Origin of the sequence: Pseudomonas sp. IB20, assembly GCF_009707325.1 — a bacterium.
In the GTDB taxonomy this organism is placed as follows: domain Bacteria; phylum Pseudomonadota; class Gammaproteobacteria; order Pseudomonadales; family Pseudomonadaceae; genus Aquipseudomonas.
The window spans coordinates 375,087-393,734 of the sequence record NZ_CP046103.1; the positions used below are offsets into that span (position 1 = coordinate 375,087).

Genomic DNA, 18,648 nt, shown 5'->3' on the forward strand with positions numbered 1-18,648 from the left:
ATATAGATAGCTGGCCGTTGGTTTTTTGATCTGTTTTCGGCGAGGGTTGCTCGTGATTGTTAGTCCCTGTAATGCACCAAAATTGTCTGCCAAACGGTTACGAAACGCACTGGTGACAGGCTCCGCCCTGTTTTGCCTGTTCGGCGCGGGTCAACTGTGGGCATTCAGTCTGGATGATGTGTCGGCCAAGGCAAAAGAGCTGGCCGGGCAGAAATACGAAGCTCCGCGCAGCAATCTGCCGAACGAATTTCGCGAAATGAAATTCGCCGACTATCAGAAGATTCGTTTCCGCAACGAAAAAGCTGAGTGGGCCGATCAAAACACCCCGTTCAAGCTGTCCTTCTATCACCAGGGCATGCACTTCGACACGCCGGTGAAAATCAACGAAGTGACCGCCGACAGCGTTCATGAAATCAAATACGACCCGACGCGTTTCGATTTCGGCGACGCGAAATATGATCCCAAGTCCACCGAACAACTGGGTTATGCCGGTTTCCGTGTGCTGTACCCGATCAACAAAGATGACAAGCAAGACGAAATCATGACCATGCTCGGCGCCAGCTACTTCCGCGTCGTCGGCAAAGGCCAGTCGTATGGCCTGTCTGCCCGTGGCATGGCGATCGACACTGCCTTGCCGTCCGGTGAAGAGTTCCCGCGTTTCACCGAGTTCTGGGTCGAGCGTCCAAAACCGGGTGAAAAGCAGCTGGTGATCTTCGCCCTGCTGGATTCGCCACGCGCAACCGGCGCCTATCGCCTGATCCTGCGCCCTGGCAGCGACACCATCGTCGACGTCAAATCCCAAATGTTCCTGCGTGACAAGGTCACCAAGCTGGGCGTTGCCCCGTTGACCAGCATGTTCCTGTTCGGCGCGAACCAGCCGTCCAAAGTGCTTAACTACCGCCGTGAACTGCACGACTCCAGCGGTCTGTCGATCCATGCCGGCAACGGCGAGTGGATCTGGCGCCCACTGAACAACCCTAAACACCTGTCGGTCAGCAACTTCAGCGTAGAAAACCCGCGTGGTTTCGGCTTGCTGCAACGCGGCCGCGACTTCAGCCACTACGAAGACCTGGACGACAACTACGACAAGCGCCCAAGCGCCTGGATCGAGCCTGAAGGCGATTGGGGCAAGGGTTCCGTCGACCTGGTCGAGATTCCGACCGCCGATGAAACCAACGACAACATCGTTGCGTTCTGGAGCCCGGCCGAGCTGCCAAAAGTCGGCGAGCCGCTGGACATCAGCTACCGCCTGCACTGGACCATGGACGAGAAAGCCCTGCACCCGGCCGACAGCGCCTGGGTCAAGCAGACCCTGCGCTCCACCGGTGACGTGAAGCAATCCAACCTGATCCGTCAGCCTGACGGCAGCGTGGCCTACCTGGTCGACTTCGAGGGCCCGTCCCTCAAAGCCCTGCCGGCGGACGCCCCGGTGCGCAGCCAGGTGAGTGTTGGCGACAACGCCGAAATCGTTGAAAACAGCGTGCGCTACAACGAGCACACCAAAGGCTGGCGCCTGACCCTGCGCATGAAGATCAAAGACGCAGGCAAACCGACCGAAATGCGCGCGGCGCTGGTCCAGGATGTTCCGCAGCCTGAGCCAGAGAAGCCTTCGACCCAAGTACTCAAGGCCGACAAGCTTCTGGCCAAGCAACACGAGAAACAGGCCAAGAAAGAAGCAAAAGAAGCTAAAGACGCCAAAGAAGCCAAAGACAAGGAAGCCAAGCAGCCAGAAGCTGCCCCGGCCACGCCACTCTCTAATCCGGAGCCGAGCAAGACAGAACAAGTCCTGACCGAGACCTGGAGCTACCAGTTGCCTGCCGATGAGTAATTCTCAAGCCACGCCCGAGACGCTGTCCGAGTACCTGGCGCATCTCCCGATGACCGCAGAGCAGCGCGCCGAATTGGCGGGCTGCACCTCCTTCAGTGAGCTGCACGAACGCTTGTCGTCCAAGACCTTCGACGCACCGACCGATGCCGCCCAGGCCTCGGTCGGCCGTCGGCTGACCCTCAATACCGCCGAAGAGCTGCAAGACGCGGAAATGCTCGCGCTCGACGCCAGCGGCCGGGTTTGCTTGAAGGCCACGCCGCCGATTCGTCGGACCAAAGTCGTGCCTGAGCCTTGGCGCACCAACATCCTGGTGCGCGGTTGGCGCCGGATGACCGGTCGCACCAACCCACCCCTGCCGCCCAAAGACGATCGCGTATTGCCGGCCGCGCGCTGGCGTACCGTCGGTTCGATCCGTCGCTACATCCTGCTGATACTGATGCTCGGTCAGACCATCGTGGCCGGCTGGTACATGAAAGGCATCATGCCGTACCAGGGCTGGTCGCTGGTCGACTTCGACGAAGTGCGCAACCAGACCCTGCTGCAAACCGCGACCCAAGTACTGCCTTACGCCTTGCAAACCAGCATCCTGATCATGTTCGGGATCTTGTTCTGCTGGGTGTCGGCCGGTTTCTGGACTGCGCTGATGGGCTTCCTGGAACTGCTCACCGGTCACGATAAATACCGGATCTCCGGTAAAAGTGCCGGCGACGAGCCGATTCCGAAGGATGCCCGTACCGCGTTGGTGATGCCGATCTGCAACGAAGACGTGCCCCGGGTATTCGCCGGTTTGCGCGCCACCTTCGAATCGGTAGCCGCCACCGGCGACCTGGACCGCTTCGATTTCTTCGTGCTCAGCGACAGTAACGAAGCTGATATCTGCATCGCCGAACAGCAAGCCTGGCTCGACGTGTGCCGCGAAGCCGGCGGTTTCGGCAAGATTTTCTATCGCCGCCGTCGCCGTCGCGTTAAACGCAAAAGCGGCAACCTCGACGACTTCTGCCGTCGCTGGGGCGGTGACTACAAGTACATGGTGGTGCTCGACGCCGACAGCGTGATGAGCGGCGAATGCTTGACTAGCCTGGTGCGCTTGATGGAAGCCACGCCGGATGCCGGGATTATCCAGACCGCGCCACGGGCGTCGGGCATGGACACCCTGTATGCGCGCATGCAGCAGTTCGCCACTCGCGTGTACGGCCCGCTGTTTACCGCCGGCCTGCACTTCTGGCAGTTGGGTGAATCCCACTACTGGGGCCACAACGCGATCATCCGCATGAAGCCGTTTATCGAGCATTGCGCTTTGGCGCCGTTGCCGGGTAAAGGCGCCTTTGCCGGTGCGATCCTCTCCCACGACTTCGTTGAAGCAGCGCTGATGCGCCGTGCCGGCTGGGGCGTGTGGATTGCCTACGACCTGCCGGGCAGCTATGAAGAATTGCCGCCGAACCTGCTGGATGAGCTCAAGCGTGACCGTCGCTGGTGCCACGGTAACCTGATGAACTTCCGCCTGTTCCTGGTTAAAGGCATGCACCCGGTGCACCGCGCGGTGTTCCTGACCGGCGTGATGTCCTACCTGTCGGCGCCGTTATGGTTCTTCTTCCTGGTGTTGTCCACCGCGTTGCTGGCGGTGAACACCCTGATGGAGCCGCAGTACTTCATGGCGCCACGCCAGCTGTACCCGCTGTGGCCGCAATGGCATCCGGACAAGGCGGTGGCGCTGTTCTCCACCACCATCGTGCTGCTGTTCCTGCCCAAGTTGCTGAGCATCATTCTGATCTGGGCCAAGGGCGCGAAAGAGTTCGGCGGCAAGTTCAAAGTGACCTTGTCGATGTTGCTGGAGATGTTGTTCTCCATGCTGCTGGCACCGGTGCGGATGATATTCCACACCCGCTTCGTGCTCGCCGCGTTCCTCGGCTGGGCTGCGACCTGGAACTCGCCGCAGCGTGACGACGACTCCACCCCGTGGGGTGAAGCGGTCAAACGCCACGGTCCACAAACCCTGCTGGGCTTCCTGTGGGCACTGCTGGTGGTGTGGTTGAACCCAAGCTTCCTGTGGTGGCTGATCCCGATCGTCGGTTCGCTGATGCTGTCGATCCCGGTGTCGGTGATTTCCAGCCGGGTCAAGCTGGGCCTCAAGTCCCGCGACGAGAGCCTGTTCCTGATTCCTGAGGAATACAATCCGCCGCAGGCCCTGCTGTCGACCGAGAAGTACACCCACGAAAACCGTTGGCACGCCCTGAATGACGGGTTTGTGCGTTCGGTGGTCGACCCGCAGCAGAACGCCTTGGCCTGTGCCCTGGCGACCTCGCGTCACCGTGAGGCGGAGCCGATCGAGCACTTGCGTCAGGAGCGTGTGCGCCATGCGTTGAAAGTCGGCCCTGCCGGCCTCAACAACGGCGAGCGCCTGGCGTTGCTCAGCGATCCGGTAGCCCTGGCTCGCCTGCACCAGCAGGTGTGGAGCGAAGGCCACGCCGAGTGGCTCGGCGCTTGGCGTGCATCGATCAAGGCTGATCCGCATGCGCCCTTGCTGCCGCTGAAACCGCTGCTGTCCCAGGCCCAAACGGCCTGATTCAGACCCCCCCCGAGGGCTCACCTCGGGGGTGTTCGAAGCGCTGGTCCTACAGCGTTTCACGATTCTTCTTTTTATCCCTAACGCCTTGTTATTTCGAAACAAAAGACCTTTGTTCGAGACGTATTGTCGTGCCTGCGGCTGGGTTAGCATCGCCCCCCAAATTGACTAGGCCTCAGGGGGATTCATGATCAAAAGGTATTGTTCGGCATGGCTGATCGGCGCTGTCGTCGTCCTCTATGCCGGCTGGGTAAGCGCGGGCGCCCTTGATGATGCCGTGCGACGTGGTGTGCTGAAAGTCGGCACCACGCCGGTCTATGTCCCCTTCGAAATGACCGACAAGCAGGGGCGCATCGTCGGCTTCGAGGTTGATTTACTGCAGGCGATGAGCCGCGCCCTGGGCGTCGAGCTTGAGCTGGTCGCCGTGCCCTATACCGACTTGGTGCCGGGGTTGATGGCGAAGAAGTTTGACCTGATTGGCAGCGGCATGACCGTCACGCAGGAGCGCAACCTGAAGCTCAATTTCAGCGACTCCTTTATCGTGGTCGGCCAGACCGTGCTGCTGCATCCAAGCCTGGCCGGCAAGATTGCCAGTATCGAAGACCTGGACGAGGCCGGCTACCGGATTGCGGCTACCGAGGGCACCACCGGGGAGTCTGCGGCACAGCGCTTTTTGGGAGCAGCTCGGTTGAGCAGCTTCGCCACCCCCGAGGAGGGCGTGCGACAGGTGCGTGAGGGCAAGGTCGATGCGTTTATTCATGATGCGCCCTACAACCTGATTGCCATGGCCAGGCCGGAAAACCATGCCCTGTTGGCACTGGAGCAGCCGTTTACCTTTGAACCCTTGGCGTTCGGCCTGAAAAAAGGGGATTACGACAGCCTCAACTGGATCAATCACTTCTTGAGTCAGGTGGCCCAGGATGGGACCTACGATCGCCTGCATGACAAGTGGTTCAAGGACACTGCTTGGCTGGTGGAAATCGAGTGATCGCCATAACTACTTACATATCAGTCAATTGGCGCGCCCGCGGCCTGACGTGTCTATCTTTGCGCTTGGCTGCACCGTTGTGGGGCGCATCCGACATACGCCGTTAACATTTACCCGCGAAACCTTTGTGACGGGCAACGAGTGGGTTAGGATCGCACCCCGAATGGGTGCAGCCTTTTTGTGCCCCGACCTTATAAGAATCGTTCAGGGGACTTGATGATGAAAAAGTATCTTTCGATGCTGATGCTTGGCGTCACCGCGCTGGTCGCGGCCACTGCCGCTCACGCAGGTGCCATCGACGATGCGGTCAAGCGCGGCACGCTGAAAGTCGGCATGGACCCGACCTACATGCCGTTCGAAATGACAGACAAACGCGGTGAAATCATCGGTTTTGAAGTCGACATCCTCAAGGCCATGGCCAAGTCCATGGGCGTCAAGCTGGAGCTGGTGTCCACCGGTTACGACGGCATCATCCCAGCCTTCCTGACCGGCAAGTTCGACATGATCGGCAGCGGCATGACCCTGACCCAGGAACGCAACCTGCGCCTGAACTTCAGCGAACCCTTCATCGTGGTTGGCCAGACCCTGCTGATTCGCAAGGACCTGGAAGGCACTATCAAGTCCTACAAAGACCTCAACGACGAAAAATACCGCCTGACCTCCAAGCTGGGCACCACCGGTGAGATGGTCGCCAAAAAACTGATCTCCAAAGCCAAGTACCACGGCTATGACAACGAGCAAGAAGGCGTGCTGGACGTGGTCAACGGCAAGGCTGATGCCTTTGTGTATGACGCACCGTACAACGTCGTTGCCGAGAAAAAAGTCGGTAACGGCAAGCTGGTGTTCCTGGACGAACCCTTCACCTTCGAACCGTTGGCGTTCGGCCTGAAAAAAGGCGATTACGACAGCCTCAACTACATCAACAACTTCCTGCACCAGATCCGCAACGACGGCACCTACGATCGCATCCATGACAAGTGGTTCAAGAGCTCCGAGTGGCTCAAGGACATGGAATAAAGGCTGAGACCGAGTTGCCTGTATCGCGGGCTTGCTCGCGATGACGGCCCGCCAGGGATAACGACCGAGTTGCCTGTATCGCGGGCTTGCTCGCGATGACGGCCCGCCAGGCGATACACCTCCCGGAACCTGAAATGAAACAGAAAAAAGCCCAATGGCCGTGGCACCTGCTAACCGTGGTCGTGCTGGTTGGCCTGGCGGGCGCGTTGTACTACGCCACCTCGCTGATGTCCTACGAGTGGCGCTGGAACCGCGTGCCGCAGTACTTCGCCTATCAGGCCGAAACGTCGCAGCGCGCCGCCGACATTTCCACCGTGGTCGAACTGGTGCGCAAGGGCGACGTAGCCGAAGTCACCCTGCGTAACGATGCCGGTGCTGAGCAAAAGCTCACCGTGGCCGACAACAGCCTGCAGGTTTCGCGCGGCGATGATGTCGCCGAAGGCGACGTGGTGGGCGTGACCCGGCATTGGGCCTTGGGCCCATTGATGTGGGGGCTGTGGACCACGCTGTGGTTATCGGTGGTCTCAGGCATCCTGGGCCTGGCAATCGGCTTGGCGACTGGCCTGTGCCGACTGTCGACTAACCCGACCTTGCGCGACTTGTCGACGATCTACGTCGAACTGGTGCGCGGTACGCCGCTATTGGTGCAGGTCTTCATTTTCTACTTCTTCATCGGCACGGTGCTCAACCTGTCCCGGGAATTTGCCGGGATCGCGGCGCTGTCGCTGTTCACCGGCGCTTATGTAGCGGAAATCGTCCGCGCCGGCGTGCAGTCGATCACCCGTGGCCAGAACGAAGCCGCGCGCTCGCTGGGCTTGAGTGCCAGCCAGTCGATGCGCCATGTGGTGTTGCCGCAAGCGTTCAAACGCGTGCTGCCGCCGCTGGCTGGGCAATTTATCAGCTTGGTGAAAGACACCTCGTTGGTGTCGGTGATCGCGATTACCGAGCTGCTTAAAAGCGGCCGCGAGGTGATCACCACCTCGTTCTCGCCGTTTGAAATCCTGTTCTGTGTGGCAGGCCTGTACCTGCTGATCAACCTGCCGCTGTCGAAAATGGCCAGCCGGCTTGAGCGGAGGCTCGCGCAAAGTGATTGAAGTTCGCGATCTGGTAAAAGTCTTCGACACCCGTGGCCACGTGGTGCGCGCGGTGGACCATGTCAGCACCCAGGTCGCCAAGGGCGAAGTGCTGGTTGTGATCGGCCCCTCGGGTTCAGGCAAGTCGACCTTCCTGCGCTGCCTTAATGGCCTGGAAGAATTCGATTCAGGCTCGGTCAGCATCGACGGCCTGCAACTGGCCGACCCGAAAACCGACGTCAACGCCTATCGCCGCGAAGTCGGCATGGTGTTCCAGCACTTCAACCTGTTCCCACACATGACCGTGCTGGAAAACCTGTGCCTGGCGCAAAAAGTCGTGCGCAAGCGTGGCAAGCAAGAGCGCGAGGCCAAGGCCCTGGCGCTGCTGGAAAAGGTTGGCATTGCGCAAAAAGCCAACGAGTTTCCGTCACGCTTGTCCGGTGGTCAGCAACAGCGCGTGGCGATCGCCCGCGCCTTGGCGATGGAGCCCAAGGTAATGCTGTTTGACGAGCCCACCTCGGCGCTGGACCCGGAAATGGTCGGCGAAGTGCTGGACGTGATGAAGACCCTGGCCCTTGAAGGCATGACCATGGTCTGCGTCACCCACGAGATGGGCTTTGCCCGCGAAGTGGCCGACCGGGTGTTGTTCTTCGACCATGGCAAGTTGCTGGAAGACGCGGCCCCGGCCGAGTTCTTCGATGCGCCCAAAGACCCGCGGGCCCAGGCTTTCCTGCGCCAAGTGTTGTAACCGCTGCAAAAAGATCGTTTTTTGTGGCGAGGAAGCTTGCTCTCGTTGGGCCGCGCAGCGGCCCCCAAAAAGGTATTTTCAGACCTTGAACTTGCCCACCCAGCGCTGCAAATCCGCGCCCAGGCGCGCCAGTTCGACACTGGCCGCCGCCGTCTCCTGACTCGCGGCCGAGGTCTGTTCCGACACGTCCTTGACCTTCAAGAAGAGTTTAAGGGTGACACTGGCGTTGCCGAGTGCGCGGGTCAGTGGACCAAACATGGTGAACCTCCTACGAGTAAAGGGAGCGTTTCGACAGTCCGGCTGACACGGTCAGGGGAGTTGAAACGCTACTTCTATTCGGCGGAAGGTGTGTAATCCTCGACCTGAAAAGCGTGTAGGAAATTTCACAACTTGTGAAGGCGACGGCCATGATGGCCGTCGCGAGGGGCTCAAACCTTGAAGCGGCCTACCAGGGTTTGCAGGTAAATACCCAGGCGCGCCAGTTCCGCGCTGGACGCTGCGGTCTCTTCACTGGCCGAAGAGGTCTGTTCAGACACATCACGCACATTCAGCACGCTGCGGTTGATCTCTTCGGCCACGGCGCTTTGTTGCTCGGCGGCGGTGGCAATCTGCGAGTTCATCGCCTGAATAGTCGAGACCGTGCGCGTGATGTTGCCCAGTGCGTTGCCGGCGCGGCGGGTCAGCTCGACGCTGCTGTCGGTGAGGCCACGGCTGTTGTCCATGATGGTCGCCACCTGCTGGGTGCCGCTTTGCAGGCCGACGATCAGCTCTTCGATCTCTTCGGTGGACTTCTGGGTGCGTTGGGCCAGGCTGCGCACCTCGTCGGCCACTACGGCAAAGCCACGTCCGGCTTCACCGGCCCGCGCCGCTTCAATCGCGGCGTTGAGTGCCAGCAGGTTGGTTTGCTGGGCCACCGACTTGATCACATCGAGCACGCTGCCGATCTTGTCGCTTTCGCGTTTCAGGTGGCCCATGGCCTCGGTAGAGTTGCCGACCTCGGTGGCCAGGCGCTCGATCTGGGCGATGGCCTCGCTGACCACCTTGTCACCTTCACGGGCCTGCTGGTCAGCCGCCACGGCCGCCTCAGAGGCTTCCTCGGCGTTGCGTGCCACTTCCTGCACGGTCGCAGCCATTTCGTTCATGGCGGTGGCCACCTGGTCGGTCTCGACCTTCTGGCTGTTGACCCCGGCGCTGGTTTGCTCAGTCACGGCGGACAGTTGCTCGGCGGCGCTGGCGATTTGGGTGACGCCGTCGCTGATACCGCCGATCAACTCACGCAGGCCGACGGTCATGCTTTGCATGGAGCGCTGCAATTGGCCCAGCTCGTCCTGGCGTGCGGAGTTGAGGTTGTGGCTCAGGTCGCCGGAGGCCACGCGCTCAGCGACTTTGAGGGTCTGGTTCAGCGGAATGACGATTTGGCGCGTAATGGCCCAAGCGGCGACGATGCCGAAGATCAACGCCAGCACGGTGGCCAGCAGCAGCAACTGTTTGGCGTGTGCCGCATCGGCATCGCGCACTGCGGTTTGCGAGGTGGTGAGTTTTTCGCTGTGGCCCAGCAGGATATCGCCTTGCCCAGTCATGATTTTCAGCGCAGCAGCGCTGGCGACCTGGGAGTCGCGGTACTGGCTGACAGCCGCGCGGTAGGCTTGCAACGACACGCCGGCCTCTTGCAGGTTGGCCTGGTACTGGGCCGGCAGTTGACCTTGGAGTTCGGTGATTTTCTTCAGGGCGTTATCGATGGCATCCAGGGCCGGCTTTTCGGCTTCCGTCTTGCCGCTGTAGGTGTAACCGCGCACTTGGAAGCGCGATTGCTGGATCAGCTTGCTCAGGTCGACCACGCTGTTGAACTGGGTGACGCTGTCACCTTGCAGAAGGTTTTTTTCGACTTCGTTGATCTTGGCCACGGCGTTATCGGCGGTGTCGCCGAGCTTGCTGCGCGCGCCTTCACGCTTGAGACCAGCCTGGACCATGGCGGTGAAGGCCTTTTTGTATTGGTTCAGGGCATCCTGTTGTTGCTCGACCAGGGCCTTGTCGTCGGGTTGCTCGATCAGGGTTAGCGCGGTGTTCAACCCGTTGTCCAGCTGGGTGAGCAGGCCGTTGACCGCATCGGTGCCTTGTTCGCCGCGACGCATTTCAAAGTCCAGGCGCGCCAGGCGCAGGTCTTTGGTCAGCCCGTTGAGGCTGGAGATAAAGCCTAGCTTGTCACCCCGACTGATCACATCGCCCAGGCCAGTCCAGCCGGTGAAGGTGATCAACAACGTCAGGACCAACACCAAGCCAAAGCCAATGCTTAACTTGCGGTTGACGCTCACATTCCCCAGTTTTTCGGCTAACCAACGATACATACTGCGAACTCCCCTTGAACAAGGCTTGGACTTATTCAGAGGCTATCGGCGGCGTAGGATTATTCTGTAGGTGCGATGATCGTTCCCGCGCTCTGCGGGGAATGCATCCCGTGACGCTCTGCGTCACAAGAGCGGACGCAGAGCGTCCATGAGGGCGTTCCCACGCGGAGCGTGGGAACGATCGGGATTAGAGTCAGAACAGGCGGGCGAGCAGGGCGGTTACGGCGGTTTCTACACGCAGGATGCGCGCGCCCAGTTGTACCGGCTGCAAGCCAGCCTTGGTCAGCAGGTCCACTTCGTAGGGTATCCAGCCACCTTCCGGGCCGATGGCGAGGGTTACAGGCTCATCCAGCCCACGCGGGCAGGCCGGGTAATCGCCAGGATGGCCGATCAGGCCGAGGGTGCCTTCGGTCATGGCCGGCAGGCGATCTTCGACGAACGGCTTGAAGCGTTTTTCGATGATGATCTCGGGCAGCACCGTGTCGCGCGCCTGCTCCAGGCCGAGGATAAGCTGCTCGCGAATCGCCTCAGGCTCCAGGAATGGGGTTTGCCAGAAGCTCTTCTCCACGCGGTAGCTGTTGACCAGCACCACCTTGGGCACGCCCATGGCCGCCACGGTTTGCAGCACCCGACGCAGCATCTTCGGGCGCGGCAGGGCCAGCAGCAAGGTCAATGGCAGTTTGGCCGGCGGCGGCAGGTCGAAGCTCACTTGCAGTTCGGCTTCACTGGCCTGCAGGCGCAGCAGTTGCGCACTGCCCATCAACCCGCCAATGCGCCCCACCCGCAGGTTGTCGCCCACCACGGCGCGGTGGACTTCCTGCATATGCACCAGGCGCCGATCACGCAGGATCACCCGGTCGGCCGCGATAAAGTCGGCCTCTTCAAGCAACAGCAGGTTCACGGCTGAGTCGCTGGCGGCTGGTCGTCGTCGGCGGGTTGGTCATCCGGGTGCTCGCCACGCTTGGTGATCAAGCTGCTGAACAGGATGCCGACCTCGAACAGCATCCACATCGGCACGGCCAACAGGGTCTGCGAAAAGATGTCCGGCGGGGTCAGGATCATGCCGACCACGAAGCAGCCGATGATCACGTATGGGCGGACTTTCTTCAGGTATTTGACGTCGACCACGCCGATCCACACCAACAGCACCACGGCCACCGGGATTTCAAAGGCCACGCCAAAGGCGAAGAACAGCGTCATCACGAAGTCGAGGTAGCTGGTGATGTCGGTCATCATTTCCACGCCGGCCGGCGTGGCCGCAGCGAAGAACTTGAAGATCAGTGGGAACACCAGGAAATAGGCGAAGGCCATGCCGGTGTAGAACAGCAGGATGCTCGACACCAGCAACGGCACCGCGATGCGCTTCTCATGCTTGTACAGGCCCGGCGCGATAAAGCCCCAGATCTGGTGCAGGATCACTGGGATCGCCAGGAACAGCGAGACCATCATGGTCAGCTTCAGTGGCGTTAGGAACGGCGACGACACGTCGGTGGCGATCATCGTCGCACCGGCCGGCAGGTACTGGCGCAGCGGCGTCGAAACGAAGGTGTAGATCTGCTGGGTGAAGGCGAACAGCCCGGCAAAGATAATGAAGATGGCCGCTACGCAACGCAGCAGGCGGGTACGCAACTCGGTGAGGTGCGAGACCAGTGGCATGTGCTGGTCGTTTTCCGGTTTATCAGCGCTCATGGGGCTCGCGGCGGCAATGTAGGGTCATGGGGAGCGGGCGACGCAACGGGCGTCGGCGCTGGCTCGGTCGGGGTGGGCGCAGCAGGCGTCGCTTGCGCAGCGGGCGCGATGCTGTGCTCGGCCACGGCGCGTGTGTCGCCACGGGCTCTGCCGGCTTGTTCGGTTCATTCACCGGCGACAGGATTTTGCGTGCTTCCTGCTCCAACGACAGAATATGTTCGTTGTGCAGTTGCCGACGGATCTCGTCGGCGCCGATTTCCCGTTCAACTTCCTGTTTGATGGCGTTGAAACTGCGTTTCAGGCGCCCGATCCATAGGCCGGCCGTGCGCGCGGCACCGGGCAGGCGTTCCGGCCCCAATACCAGCAGGGCCACGAGGCCGACGAGGAGCAGTTCAGAGAAGCTGATACCAAACATTAGTCAGTGCTCACGAGTCTTTGCGGGTCGGCTCTTCGACTTTTTCAGCCTGTACGTCGAAGGTACGACGCTCAGTGATCGGCTGGGTCGCCTGTGGGTGTACAGGCTGGGCCGGCGGCACTGGGTTTACGACCGGGTCCGCAGGCTTTTCGTCGTCGTTCATGGCTTTACGAAAGCCCTTGATCGACTCGCCCACGTCGGTGCCCAGGTTCTTGAGTTTCTTGGTGCCGAACACCAGTACCACCACCACCAGAATGACGATCCAGTGTTTCCAGTCAAAAATGCCCATGCTGCAATTCCTCTGTAGAAGTTATTCAGGCGGACGGGCGCGAGGCCTTTTCGGCGTGCCCGGACAAGCCATGGCGACGGTCCAGTTCATCAAGTACAGCCTGTGGATGCAGCCCCAGCTGGGCAAGCATGATCATGCTATGAAACCACAGGTCGGCGGTTTCGTAGATCACGTCGCTGCAATCCCCGCTGATTTGTGCGTCTTTGGCGGCAATGATGGTCTCGATGGATTCTTCGCCAAGCTTTTCCAGGATCTTGTTCAAGCCCTTTTCATACAGGCTGGCGACATACGAGCCCTCGGCGGTTGCGGCTTTGCGATCTTCGAGCACCTGGGCCAGGCGGTTCAGGGTGTCAGTCATGTTCAGTGTCCTGCCGAATAGATGGCGTGCGGGTCTTTGAGCACCGGTTCGACCACCTTCCACTCGCCGTTCTCGAACACGCGATAGAAGCAGCTGTGACGGCCAGTGTGGCAGGCGATGTCGCCGATCTGCTCGACCATCAGGATCACCACGTCGGCGTCGCAGTCGATGCGCATCTCGTGCAGGGTTTGCACGTGCCCGGACTCTTCGCCCTTGCGCCACAGTTTGCCACGCGAACGTGACCAGTAAATGGCGCGCTGCTCAGTGGCGGTCAGGCTCAGGGCCTCGCGGTTCATCCAGGCCATCATCAGCACGCGCCCGGTCTTGTAGTCCTGGGCAATGGCCGGCACCAGGCCGTCACTGTCCCACTTGATCTCGTCCAGCCAGTCTTTCATGTTCCGCTCCGGCAATTTGCGACAGTGTATAACCGGATCGGCTATCGACGCACGATCAGATAAACACCCACGGCGACCATGATGCCGGCCGGCCAATGGCCCAGTTGGTTCAGCGGCCCACCGATGGCGAGCATCACACCGCCCACCAGGTGCGCGGCGCCCAGCAGGCGCAGGAACCAGTCGTCCTTGCGTTTCTGCCAAGGCGGCGCGGGGTCTTTGGCGTGCGGCTGGGACATGCGCTCCAGCAGGTCGCGGGTCATATTGGCCAGGTGCGGCAACTGTTCGACCTGGCTTTGCAGGTTGCCTAGCAAGGTTTTTGGGCTGACGCGTTCGCGCATCCAGCGTTCCAGGAACGGCTGCGCGGTGTTCCACAGGTCGAGGTCCGGGTACAACTGGCGGCCCAGGCCTTCGATGTTCAGCAGGGTTTTTTGCAGCAGTACCAGCTGCGGCTGCACTTCCATATTGAAGCGCCGCGCGGTCTGGAACAGGCGCATCAGCACCTGGCCGAAGGAAATATCTTTTAACGGTTTTTCGAAAATCGGCTCGCACACGGTGCGGATCGCCGCTTCGAATTCGTTGAGCTTGGTTTCCGCCGGCACCCAACCCGAATCGATGTGCAACTGCGCCACGCGGCGATAGTCACGCTTGAAGAAGGCGAACAGGTTGCGTGCCAGGTAGTCCTGGTCTTCCGGGGTCAGGCTGCCGACGATGCCGCAGTCGATTGCGATGTACTGCGGGCTCCACGGGTTCACGGTGCTGACGAAGATGTTGCCCGGGTGCATGTCGGCGTGGAAGAAGCTGTCGCGGAACACCTGGGTGAAGAAGATCTCCACACCGCGCTCGGCGAGCATTTTCATGTCGGTGCGCTGGTCGGCCAGGGTCGCGAGGTCGGTGACCTGCACGCCATAGATGCGCTCCATCACCAGCACTTTGGGGCGGCACCAGTCCCAATACACTTGCGGCACGTACAGCAGCGATGAACCTTCGAAGTTGCGCTTGAGCTGGCTGGCGTTGGCGGCTTCGCGCAGCAGGTCGAGTTCGTCGTAGATGGTCTTTTCGTAGTCGGCGACCACATCCACCGGATGCAGCAGGCGCGCGTCGGCGGAGAAACGCTCGGCGGCACGGGCGAGGATGAAAAGCCACGCCAGGTCCTGGCCGATAATCTGCTTGAGGCCGGGGCGAATCACCTTCACCACCACTTCTTCGCCGGTCTTGAGCTGCGCCGCGTGCACTTGCGCCACCGAGGCCGAGGCCAGCGGGTCGACGTCGAAACGGCTGAACACCTCGCTGATCTTCTTGCCCAGCTGCTCTTCGATCAGCTTCATCGACTGCTGGGAGTCAAACGGCGGTACGCGGTCCTGCAGCAGCATCAACTCGTCGGCGATGTCTTCGGGCAACAGGTCGCGACGCGTGGAGAGGATCTGCCCGAACTTGATAAAGATCGGCCCCAAATCCTGCAACGCCAGGCGCAGGCGCGCGCCACGGCTCAGTTCCAGCTGTTTGCGCGGGAACCAGCGCCACGGCAGCACGTAGCGCACCGCCAGCAGGAACCACGGCAAGGGCAGGGCGAACAGCAGGTCATCGAGGCGGTAGCGAATTACGACGCGCTGGATACGAAACAAACGGCGGACGGCGAGCAGCTTCATGCGTTATCGCTTGGATCAAGGGAACGGCTCAGGCGCTCGAAGCGCGCCTCGAGGCGTTCCAGGTCGATTTTGGCCTTGTCGAGTTCGCGAAAGCGCGCTTGCGCTTCGCGTTCTCCGACCAGGGTGCGCGATTCTTCGCTCAGGTATTCGGCAAGGTTCTGGTTGAGGCTGGCGAAGCCTTGCTGGTACCAGCGCGAACGGCTGCGCAGGTGCCCGCTGATCAACTGGGTGGCCACGGGGCCGATCCAGCGTGACAGCTCGTATTCCCAGTCCAGCTCCAGGTCTTGCAGCACGGCGGCCAGGTCCATCAGCACCGCGCTGTCGCCTTCCAATTCCACTTCAGGGCCGTGGAGGATGGCGGTCTTGTTGCGGCTCAGGGCCAAGTGCAACAGGCTCGACGCCGGTGCGCGCAGCGTGCAGTCGGCTTCGGCGGCCCATTGGGTCGCGAGCAGCAGGCCTTCATCGCTGGGCAGGATAAACAGCTGCAGGGCCGGGCTCGTGCAGTCGACGGCAATGACTTTGCCGTTCAAGTGCGCGAGCCGCGCCAGGGCGGTGCTGTCCAGGCGCAGTACACGGTTGACGCCGTGTTCAACGCTGGCGAGAAGGCCTTTGAGCAGCATCAGGGCTTGATGCCGCGGTGCAGGGCGACTACCCCTGCGGTCATGTTGTGGTAGGTCACGCGGTCGAAACCGGCCTCCACCATCATCGACTTCAGGGTTTCCTGGTCCGGGTGCATGCGGATCGATTCGGCCAGGTAGCGGTAGCTCTCGGCGTCATTGGTGATCAGCTTGCCCATCAGCGGCATGAAGGCGAACGAGTAGGTGTCGTAGACCTTGGACATCAGCGCGTTGGTCGGCTTGGAGAACTCCAGCACCAACAGGCGGCCACCCGGCTTGAGCACGCGCAGCATCGAGCGGATCGCGTCTTCTTTATGGGTGACGTTGCGCAGGCCGAAAGCGATGGTCACGCAGTCGAAATGGTTATCCGGGAACGGCAGCTTTTCCGCATCGGCCTGAACGAATTCGATATTGCCGGCCACGCCTTTATCCAGCAGGCGATCACGGCCGACCTTGAGCATCGAACCGTTGATGTCCGCCAGCACCACCTGGCCGGTAGGGCCGACGAGCTTGGAGAACTTGGCGGCCAGGTCGCCCGTGCCGCCAGCGATGTCCAGCACGCGGTTGCCGGTGCGTACGCCCGACAGTTCGATGGTGAAGCGCTTCCACAGGCGGTGCATGCCGCCCGACAGCACGTCGTTCATCAGGTCGTACTTGGCGGCGACGGAGTGGAACACCTCAGCGACTTTTTCCGCTTTCTGGCTTTCCGGAACGTTCTTGAAGCCGAAGTGAGTGGTGGGTTCGGCATCGCTGCCTTTGCGCTGATCAGTCATATCGCTGTCACCAAAAGAGAATGCGGGACATGATAATCCCCAAGGCTTGCTTTGTCTTGGCAAGGCTGAAGGTAAGATAGGGGGTCACCGAGACCTTTTGCCGCATGGCAGGTGTTCTGAGTCGTTATAAAGAGGAGTCATTGCAATGGCCCGTATTACCGTTGAGCGTGCACATTCCCTGGGTAAAGACGGCGCGCGTGCGAAGGCCGAGAAGTTGGCGCAGAAACTCAAGGAGCAATATGGCCTGGAGCCATCCTGGTCCGGCGACACCCTGAACCTCAAACGTTCGGGGGTTAAAGGCACAGTATTAGTGGCGGATGATTCGCTGCGTATCGATGTGGAGCTGGGCCTGTTGATGTCGGCCATGAGTGGCACTATCAAGTCCGAAATCGAGAAAGCCCTGGATAAGGCGCTGGCCTGATCGAGGTGTTCTTAGGGTGCCGATTCTAATTTTTCGCCCTACTTTGTGCCCAAGCCCTCAACTCCTGTGGGCCGTTCCTCGACCCTAATTTGCGTGAGGTGCACCATGGCCAAAGTTATTTTGCAGAAAAAAATCGACGCACAGACCACTACCCTGAGTGACGTAAAAAGCTATGCCCGCAAGATCTGGCTGGCCGGTCTTGGTGCCTATGCCAAGGTTGGAAGCGAGGGCGGGGAGTACTTCAAAGAGCTGGTTAAGACTGGTCAACATGTTGAAAGTAAAGGCAAAAAAGTTGTGGTTGAACAACTTGATGCTGCCAACAGTCAGATTGACCAAGTAAAGAGTAACGTCTCAAGCGTCAAAGGTTTGGTTGAAGTTCAACTCGATAAAGTTGAGAAAGCTTTTGACACGCGTGTTGCAAGTGCCTTGAATCGGATCGGCATTGCGTCTAAACATGACGTTGAGACACTCTCTGCTAAGCTCGAAGAGCTGACGACATTGCTAGAACGTGTCGCGCGTAAACACTAAGGAGACATCGGGATGGCTGTTAAAAAGACTACTCAGAAAGAAGGCAGCTCGTGGATCGGGGAAGTTGAAAAATATTCCCGTAAGATCTGGCTTGCTGGTTTAGGCGTGTACTCGAAGGTTAGCAGTGACGGCGGTAAGTACTTCGAGACTTTGGTCAAGGACGGCGAGAAAGCCGAGAAGTTGACCAAGACCACAGTGGGTAAAAAAGTCGAGGCGGCCAAGGCGAGTGCAGGTTCTGCCAAGTCGAGCATTTCTGATACATGGGGCAAGTTGGAAGAGACTTTCGACAAGCGTCTTAACAGTGCCATTTCGCGACTGGGCGTGCCCAGCAAAGCGGAACTGAAGACGCTGCACAGCAAGGTCGATACGCTGACCAAGCAAATCGAAAAACTCACGGGCGCCAAAGTGGCCCCGGCTAAAACTGCCGCGGCTAAACCGGCTGCTAAGCCTGCCGCCAAACCGGCTGCAAAATCTGCGGCCAAGCCTCTGGTTAAAGCGGCTGCCAAGCCGGCTGCGAAACCTGTGGCCAAGCCGCTAAAGCGCGCAAAACCGCGCCAAGCCTGCGCTAAACCGGCCGCTAAAGCAGCTGCCAAGCCAGCGCTAAACCTGCGCCAACGCTGCAACCGCCGCTGCGAAATCTGCCGCCAAGCCAGCCGCCGCTAAACCGGCCGTCAAGCCTGCTGCAGCAAAACCTGTGGCTGCCAAGCCAGCGGCAAAACCAGCCGCCGCGAAGAAGCCCGCTGTAGCGAAAAAGCCAGCAGCGCCAAAGCCTGCCGTTGCGGCCAAGCCTGCAACCCCAGCGCCAACCGCTTCGACAGCCAACTCGGTGTCCGCACCGACCCACGCTGCTACTGCCCCGACTGCATCGCCGGTAACCCCGACGCCATCCAGTCAGTCCTGATTTTTTCAGGGTACAAAAAACGCCCGGCCTGCGAAGGTTGGGCGTTTTTTATTG

General features: G+C 60.3%; 17 protein-coding genes and 3 pseudogenes. 9 read left to right on the top strand and 11 right to left on the bottom strand.

Annotated features, from left to right (window positions below; genetic code table 11):
- Positions 1-52 precede the first annotated feature (52 nt).
- The 6 genes and pseudogenes from GJU48_RS01710 (at position 53) to GJU48_RS01735 (ending at position 8,217) form a co-directional block, all read left to right on the top strand.
- Positions 53-1,828: a glucan biosynthesis protein G gene (locus GJU48_RS01710; RefSeq protein ID WP_094949340.1), complete on the top strand. Its 1,776-nt coding sequence runs from the start codon at positions 53-55 to the stop codon at positions 1,826-1,828.
- Positions 1,821-4,393 (top strand): annotated as a pseudogene (gene mdoH, locus GJU48_RS01715) (glucans biosynthesis glucosyltransferase MdoH); the annotation flags it as partial. The gene GJU48_RS01710 and the pseudogene mdoH, both read left to right, overlap by 8 nt.
- A 185-nt stretch (positions 4,394-4,578) precedes the next feature.
- Positions 4,579-5,379: a transporter substrate-binding domain-containing protein gene (locus GJU48_RS01720; RefSeq protein ID WP_094949320.1), complete on the top strand. Its 801-nt coding sequence runs from the start codon at positions 4,579-4,581 to the stop codon at positions 5,377-5,379.
- 219 nt (positions 5,380-5,598) lie between these two features.
- Positions 5,599-6,396, top strand: coding sequence for a transporter substrate-binding domain-containing protein (locus GJU48_RS01725; protein ID WP_094949319.1), 798 nt, complete (start codon positions 5,599-5,601; stop codon positions 6,394-6,396).
- A gap of 134 nt (positions 6,397-6,530) precedes the next feature.
- The gene (locus GJU48_RS01730) at positions 6,531-7,490 is read left to right on the top strand and encodes an amino acid ABC transporter permease (protein WP_094949318.1); all 960 of its coding nucleotides are present in this window, start codon (positions 6,531-6,533) and stop codon (positions 7,488-7,490) included.
- On the top strand, positions 7,483-8,217 hold the full coding sequence (locus tag GJU48_RS01735; protein ID WP_094949317.1) for an amino acid ABC transporter ATP-binding protein: 735 nt from the start codon (positions 7,483-7,485) through the stop codon (positions 8,215-8,217). The genes GJU48_RS01730 and GJU48_RS01735 overlap by 8 nt, the downstream gene beginning before the upstream one ends.
- 78 nt (positions 8,218-8,295) lie before the next feature.
- Here GJU48_RS01735 and GJU48_RS01740 read toward each other — a convergent pair whose 3' ends face one another.
- The 11 genes and pseudogenes from GJU48_RS01740 to ubiE form a co-directional block, all read right to left on the bottom strand.
- Positions 8,296-8,475, bottom strand: coding sequence for a methyl-accepting chemotaxis protein (locus tag GJU48_RS01740; RefSeq protein WP_155295915.1), 180 nt, complete (start codon positions 8,473-8,475; stop codon positions 8,296-8,298).
- 170 nt (positions 8,476-8,645) lie between these two features.
- Positions 8,646-10,562 carry a methyl-accepting chemotaxis protein gene (locus tag GJU48_RS01745; protein ID WP_094949316.1) on the bottom strand — a complete coding sequence of 639 codons (1,917 nt, stop codon included), beginning with the start codon at positions 10,560-10,562 and terminating at the stop codon, positions 8,646-8,648.
- Positions 10,563-10,755: 193 nt separating this feature from the next.
- The gene (locus GJU48_RS01750) at positions 10,756-11,463 is read right to left on the bottom strand and encodes a 16S rRNA (uracil(1498)-N(3))-methyltransferase (RefSeq protein WP_094949315.1); all 708 of its coding nucleotides are present in this window, start codon (positions 11,461-11,463) and stop codon (positions 10,756-10,758) included.
- On the bottom strand, positions 11,460-12,251 hold the full coding sequence (tatC, locus tag GJU48_RS01755) for a twin-arginine translocase subunit TatC (RefSeq protein ID WP_094949314.1): 792 nt from the start codon (positions 12,249-12,251) through the stop codon (positions 11,460-11,462). Before tatC ends, GJU48_RS01750 begins: the two co-directional genes overlap by 4 nt.
- A pseudogene (gene tatB, locus GJU48_RS01760) lies at positions 12,248-12,666 on the bottom strand (Sec-independent protein translocase protein TatB). The gene tatC and the pseudogene tatB overlap by 4 nt, the downstream one beginning before the upstream one ends.
- Positions 12,667-12,676: 10 nt before the next feature.
- A complete protein-coding gene (locus GJU48_RS01765) occupies positions 12,677-12,955 on the bottom strand; it encodes a twin-arginine translocase TatA/TatE family subunit (protein WP_012721795.1) in 279 nt (92 codons plus the stop codon).
- A gap of 25 nt (positions 12,956-12,980) precedes the next feature.
- Positions 12,981-13,313, bottom strand: a complete 333-nt coding sequence (locus GJU48_RS01770) for a phosphoribosyl-ATP diphosphatase (protein ID WP_083355678.1) — start codon at positions 13,311-13,313, stop codon at positions 12,981-12,983.
- A gap of 2 nt (positions 13,314-13,315) precedes the next feature.
- On the bottom strand, positions 13,316-13,708 hold the full coding sequence (gene hisI, locus GJU48_RS01775; protein WP_058423690.1) for a phosphoribosyl-AMP cyclohydrolase: 393 nt from the start codon (positions 13,706-13,708) through the stop codon (positions 13,316-13,318).
- 41 nt (positions 13,709-13,749) lie between these two features.
- Complete coding sequence (ubiB, locus tag GJU48_RS01780; protein ID WP_094949312.1) at positions 13,750-15,354, bottom strand: ubiquinone biosynthesis regulatory protein kinase UbiB; 1,605 nt, start codon at positions 15,352-15,354, stop codon at positions 13,750-13,752.
- The gene (locus tag GJU48_RS01785; protein ID WP_094949311.1) at positions 15,351-15,974 is read right to left on the bottom strand and encodes a ubiquinone biosynthesis accessory factor UbiJ; all 624 of its coding nucleotides are present in this window, start codon (positions 15,972-15,974) and stop codon (positions 15,351-15,353) included. Before GJU48_RS01785 ends, ubiB begins: the two co-directional genes overlap by 4 nt.
- The gene (gene ubiE, locus GJU48_RS01790; protein ID WP_094949310.1) at positions 15,974-16,744 is read right to left on the bottom strand and encodes a bifunctional demethylmenaquinone methyltransferase/2-methoxy-6-polyprenyl-1,4-benzoquinol methylase UbiE; all 771 of its coding nucleotides are present in this window, start codon (positions 16,742-16,744) and stop codon (positions 15,974-15,976) included. The genes GJU48_RS01785 and ubiE overlap by 1 nt, the downstream gene beginning before the upstream one ends.
- A gap of 145 nt (positions 16,745-16,889) precedes the next feature.
- Here ubiE and GJU48_RS01795 point away from each other — a divergent pair, with 145 nt between their 5' ends.
- The 3 genes and pseudogenes from GJU48_RS01795 to GJU48_RS01805 all read left to right on the top strand — a co-directional run bounded on the left by GJU48_RS01795 (position 16,890) and on the right by GJU48_RS01805 (position 18,594).
- The gene (locus GJU48_RS01795) at positions 16,890-17,165 is read left to right on the top strand and encodes a polyhydroxyalkanoic acid system family protein (RefSeq protein ID WP_094949309.1); all 276 of its coding nucleotides are present in this window, start codon (positions 16,890-16,892) and stop codon (positions 17,163-17,165) included.
- Positions 17,166-17,270: 105 nt separating this feature from the next.
- The gene (locus GJU48_RS01800) at positions 17,271-17,693 is read left to right on the top strand and encodes a phasin family protein (protein ID WP_094949308.1); all 423 of its coding nucleotides are present in this window, start codon (positions 17,271-17,273) and stop codon (positions 17,691-17,693) included.
- A 12-nt stretch (positions 17,694-17,705) separates the two neighbouring features.
- A pseudogene (locus GJU48_RS01805) lies at positions 17,706-18,594 on the top strand (phasin family protein).
- Positions 18,595-18,648 lie beyond the last annotated feature (54 nt).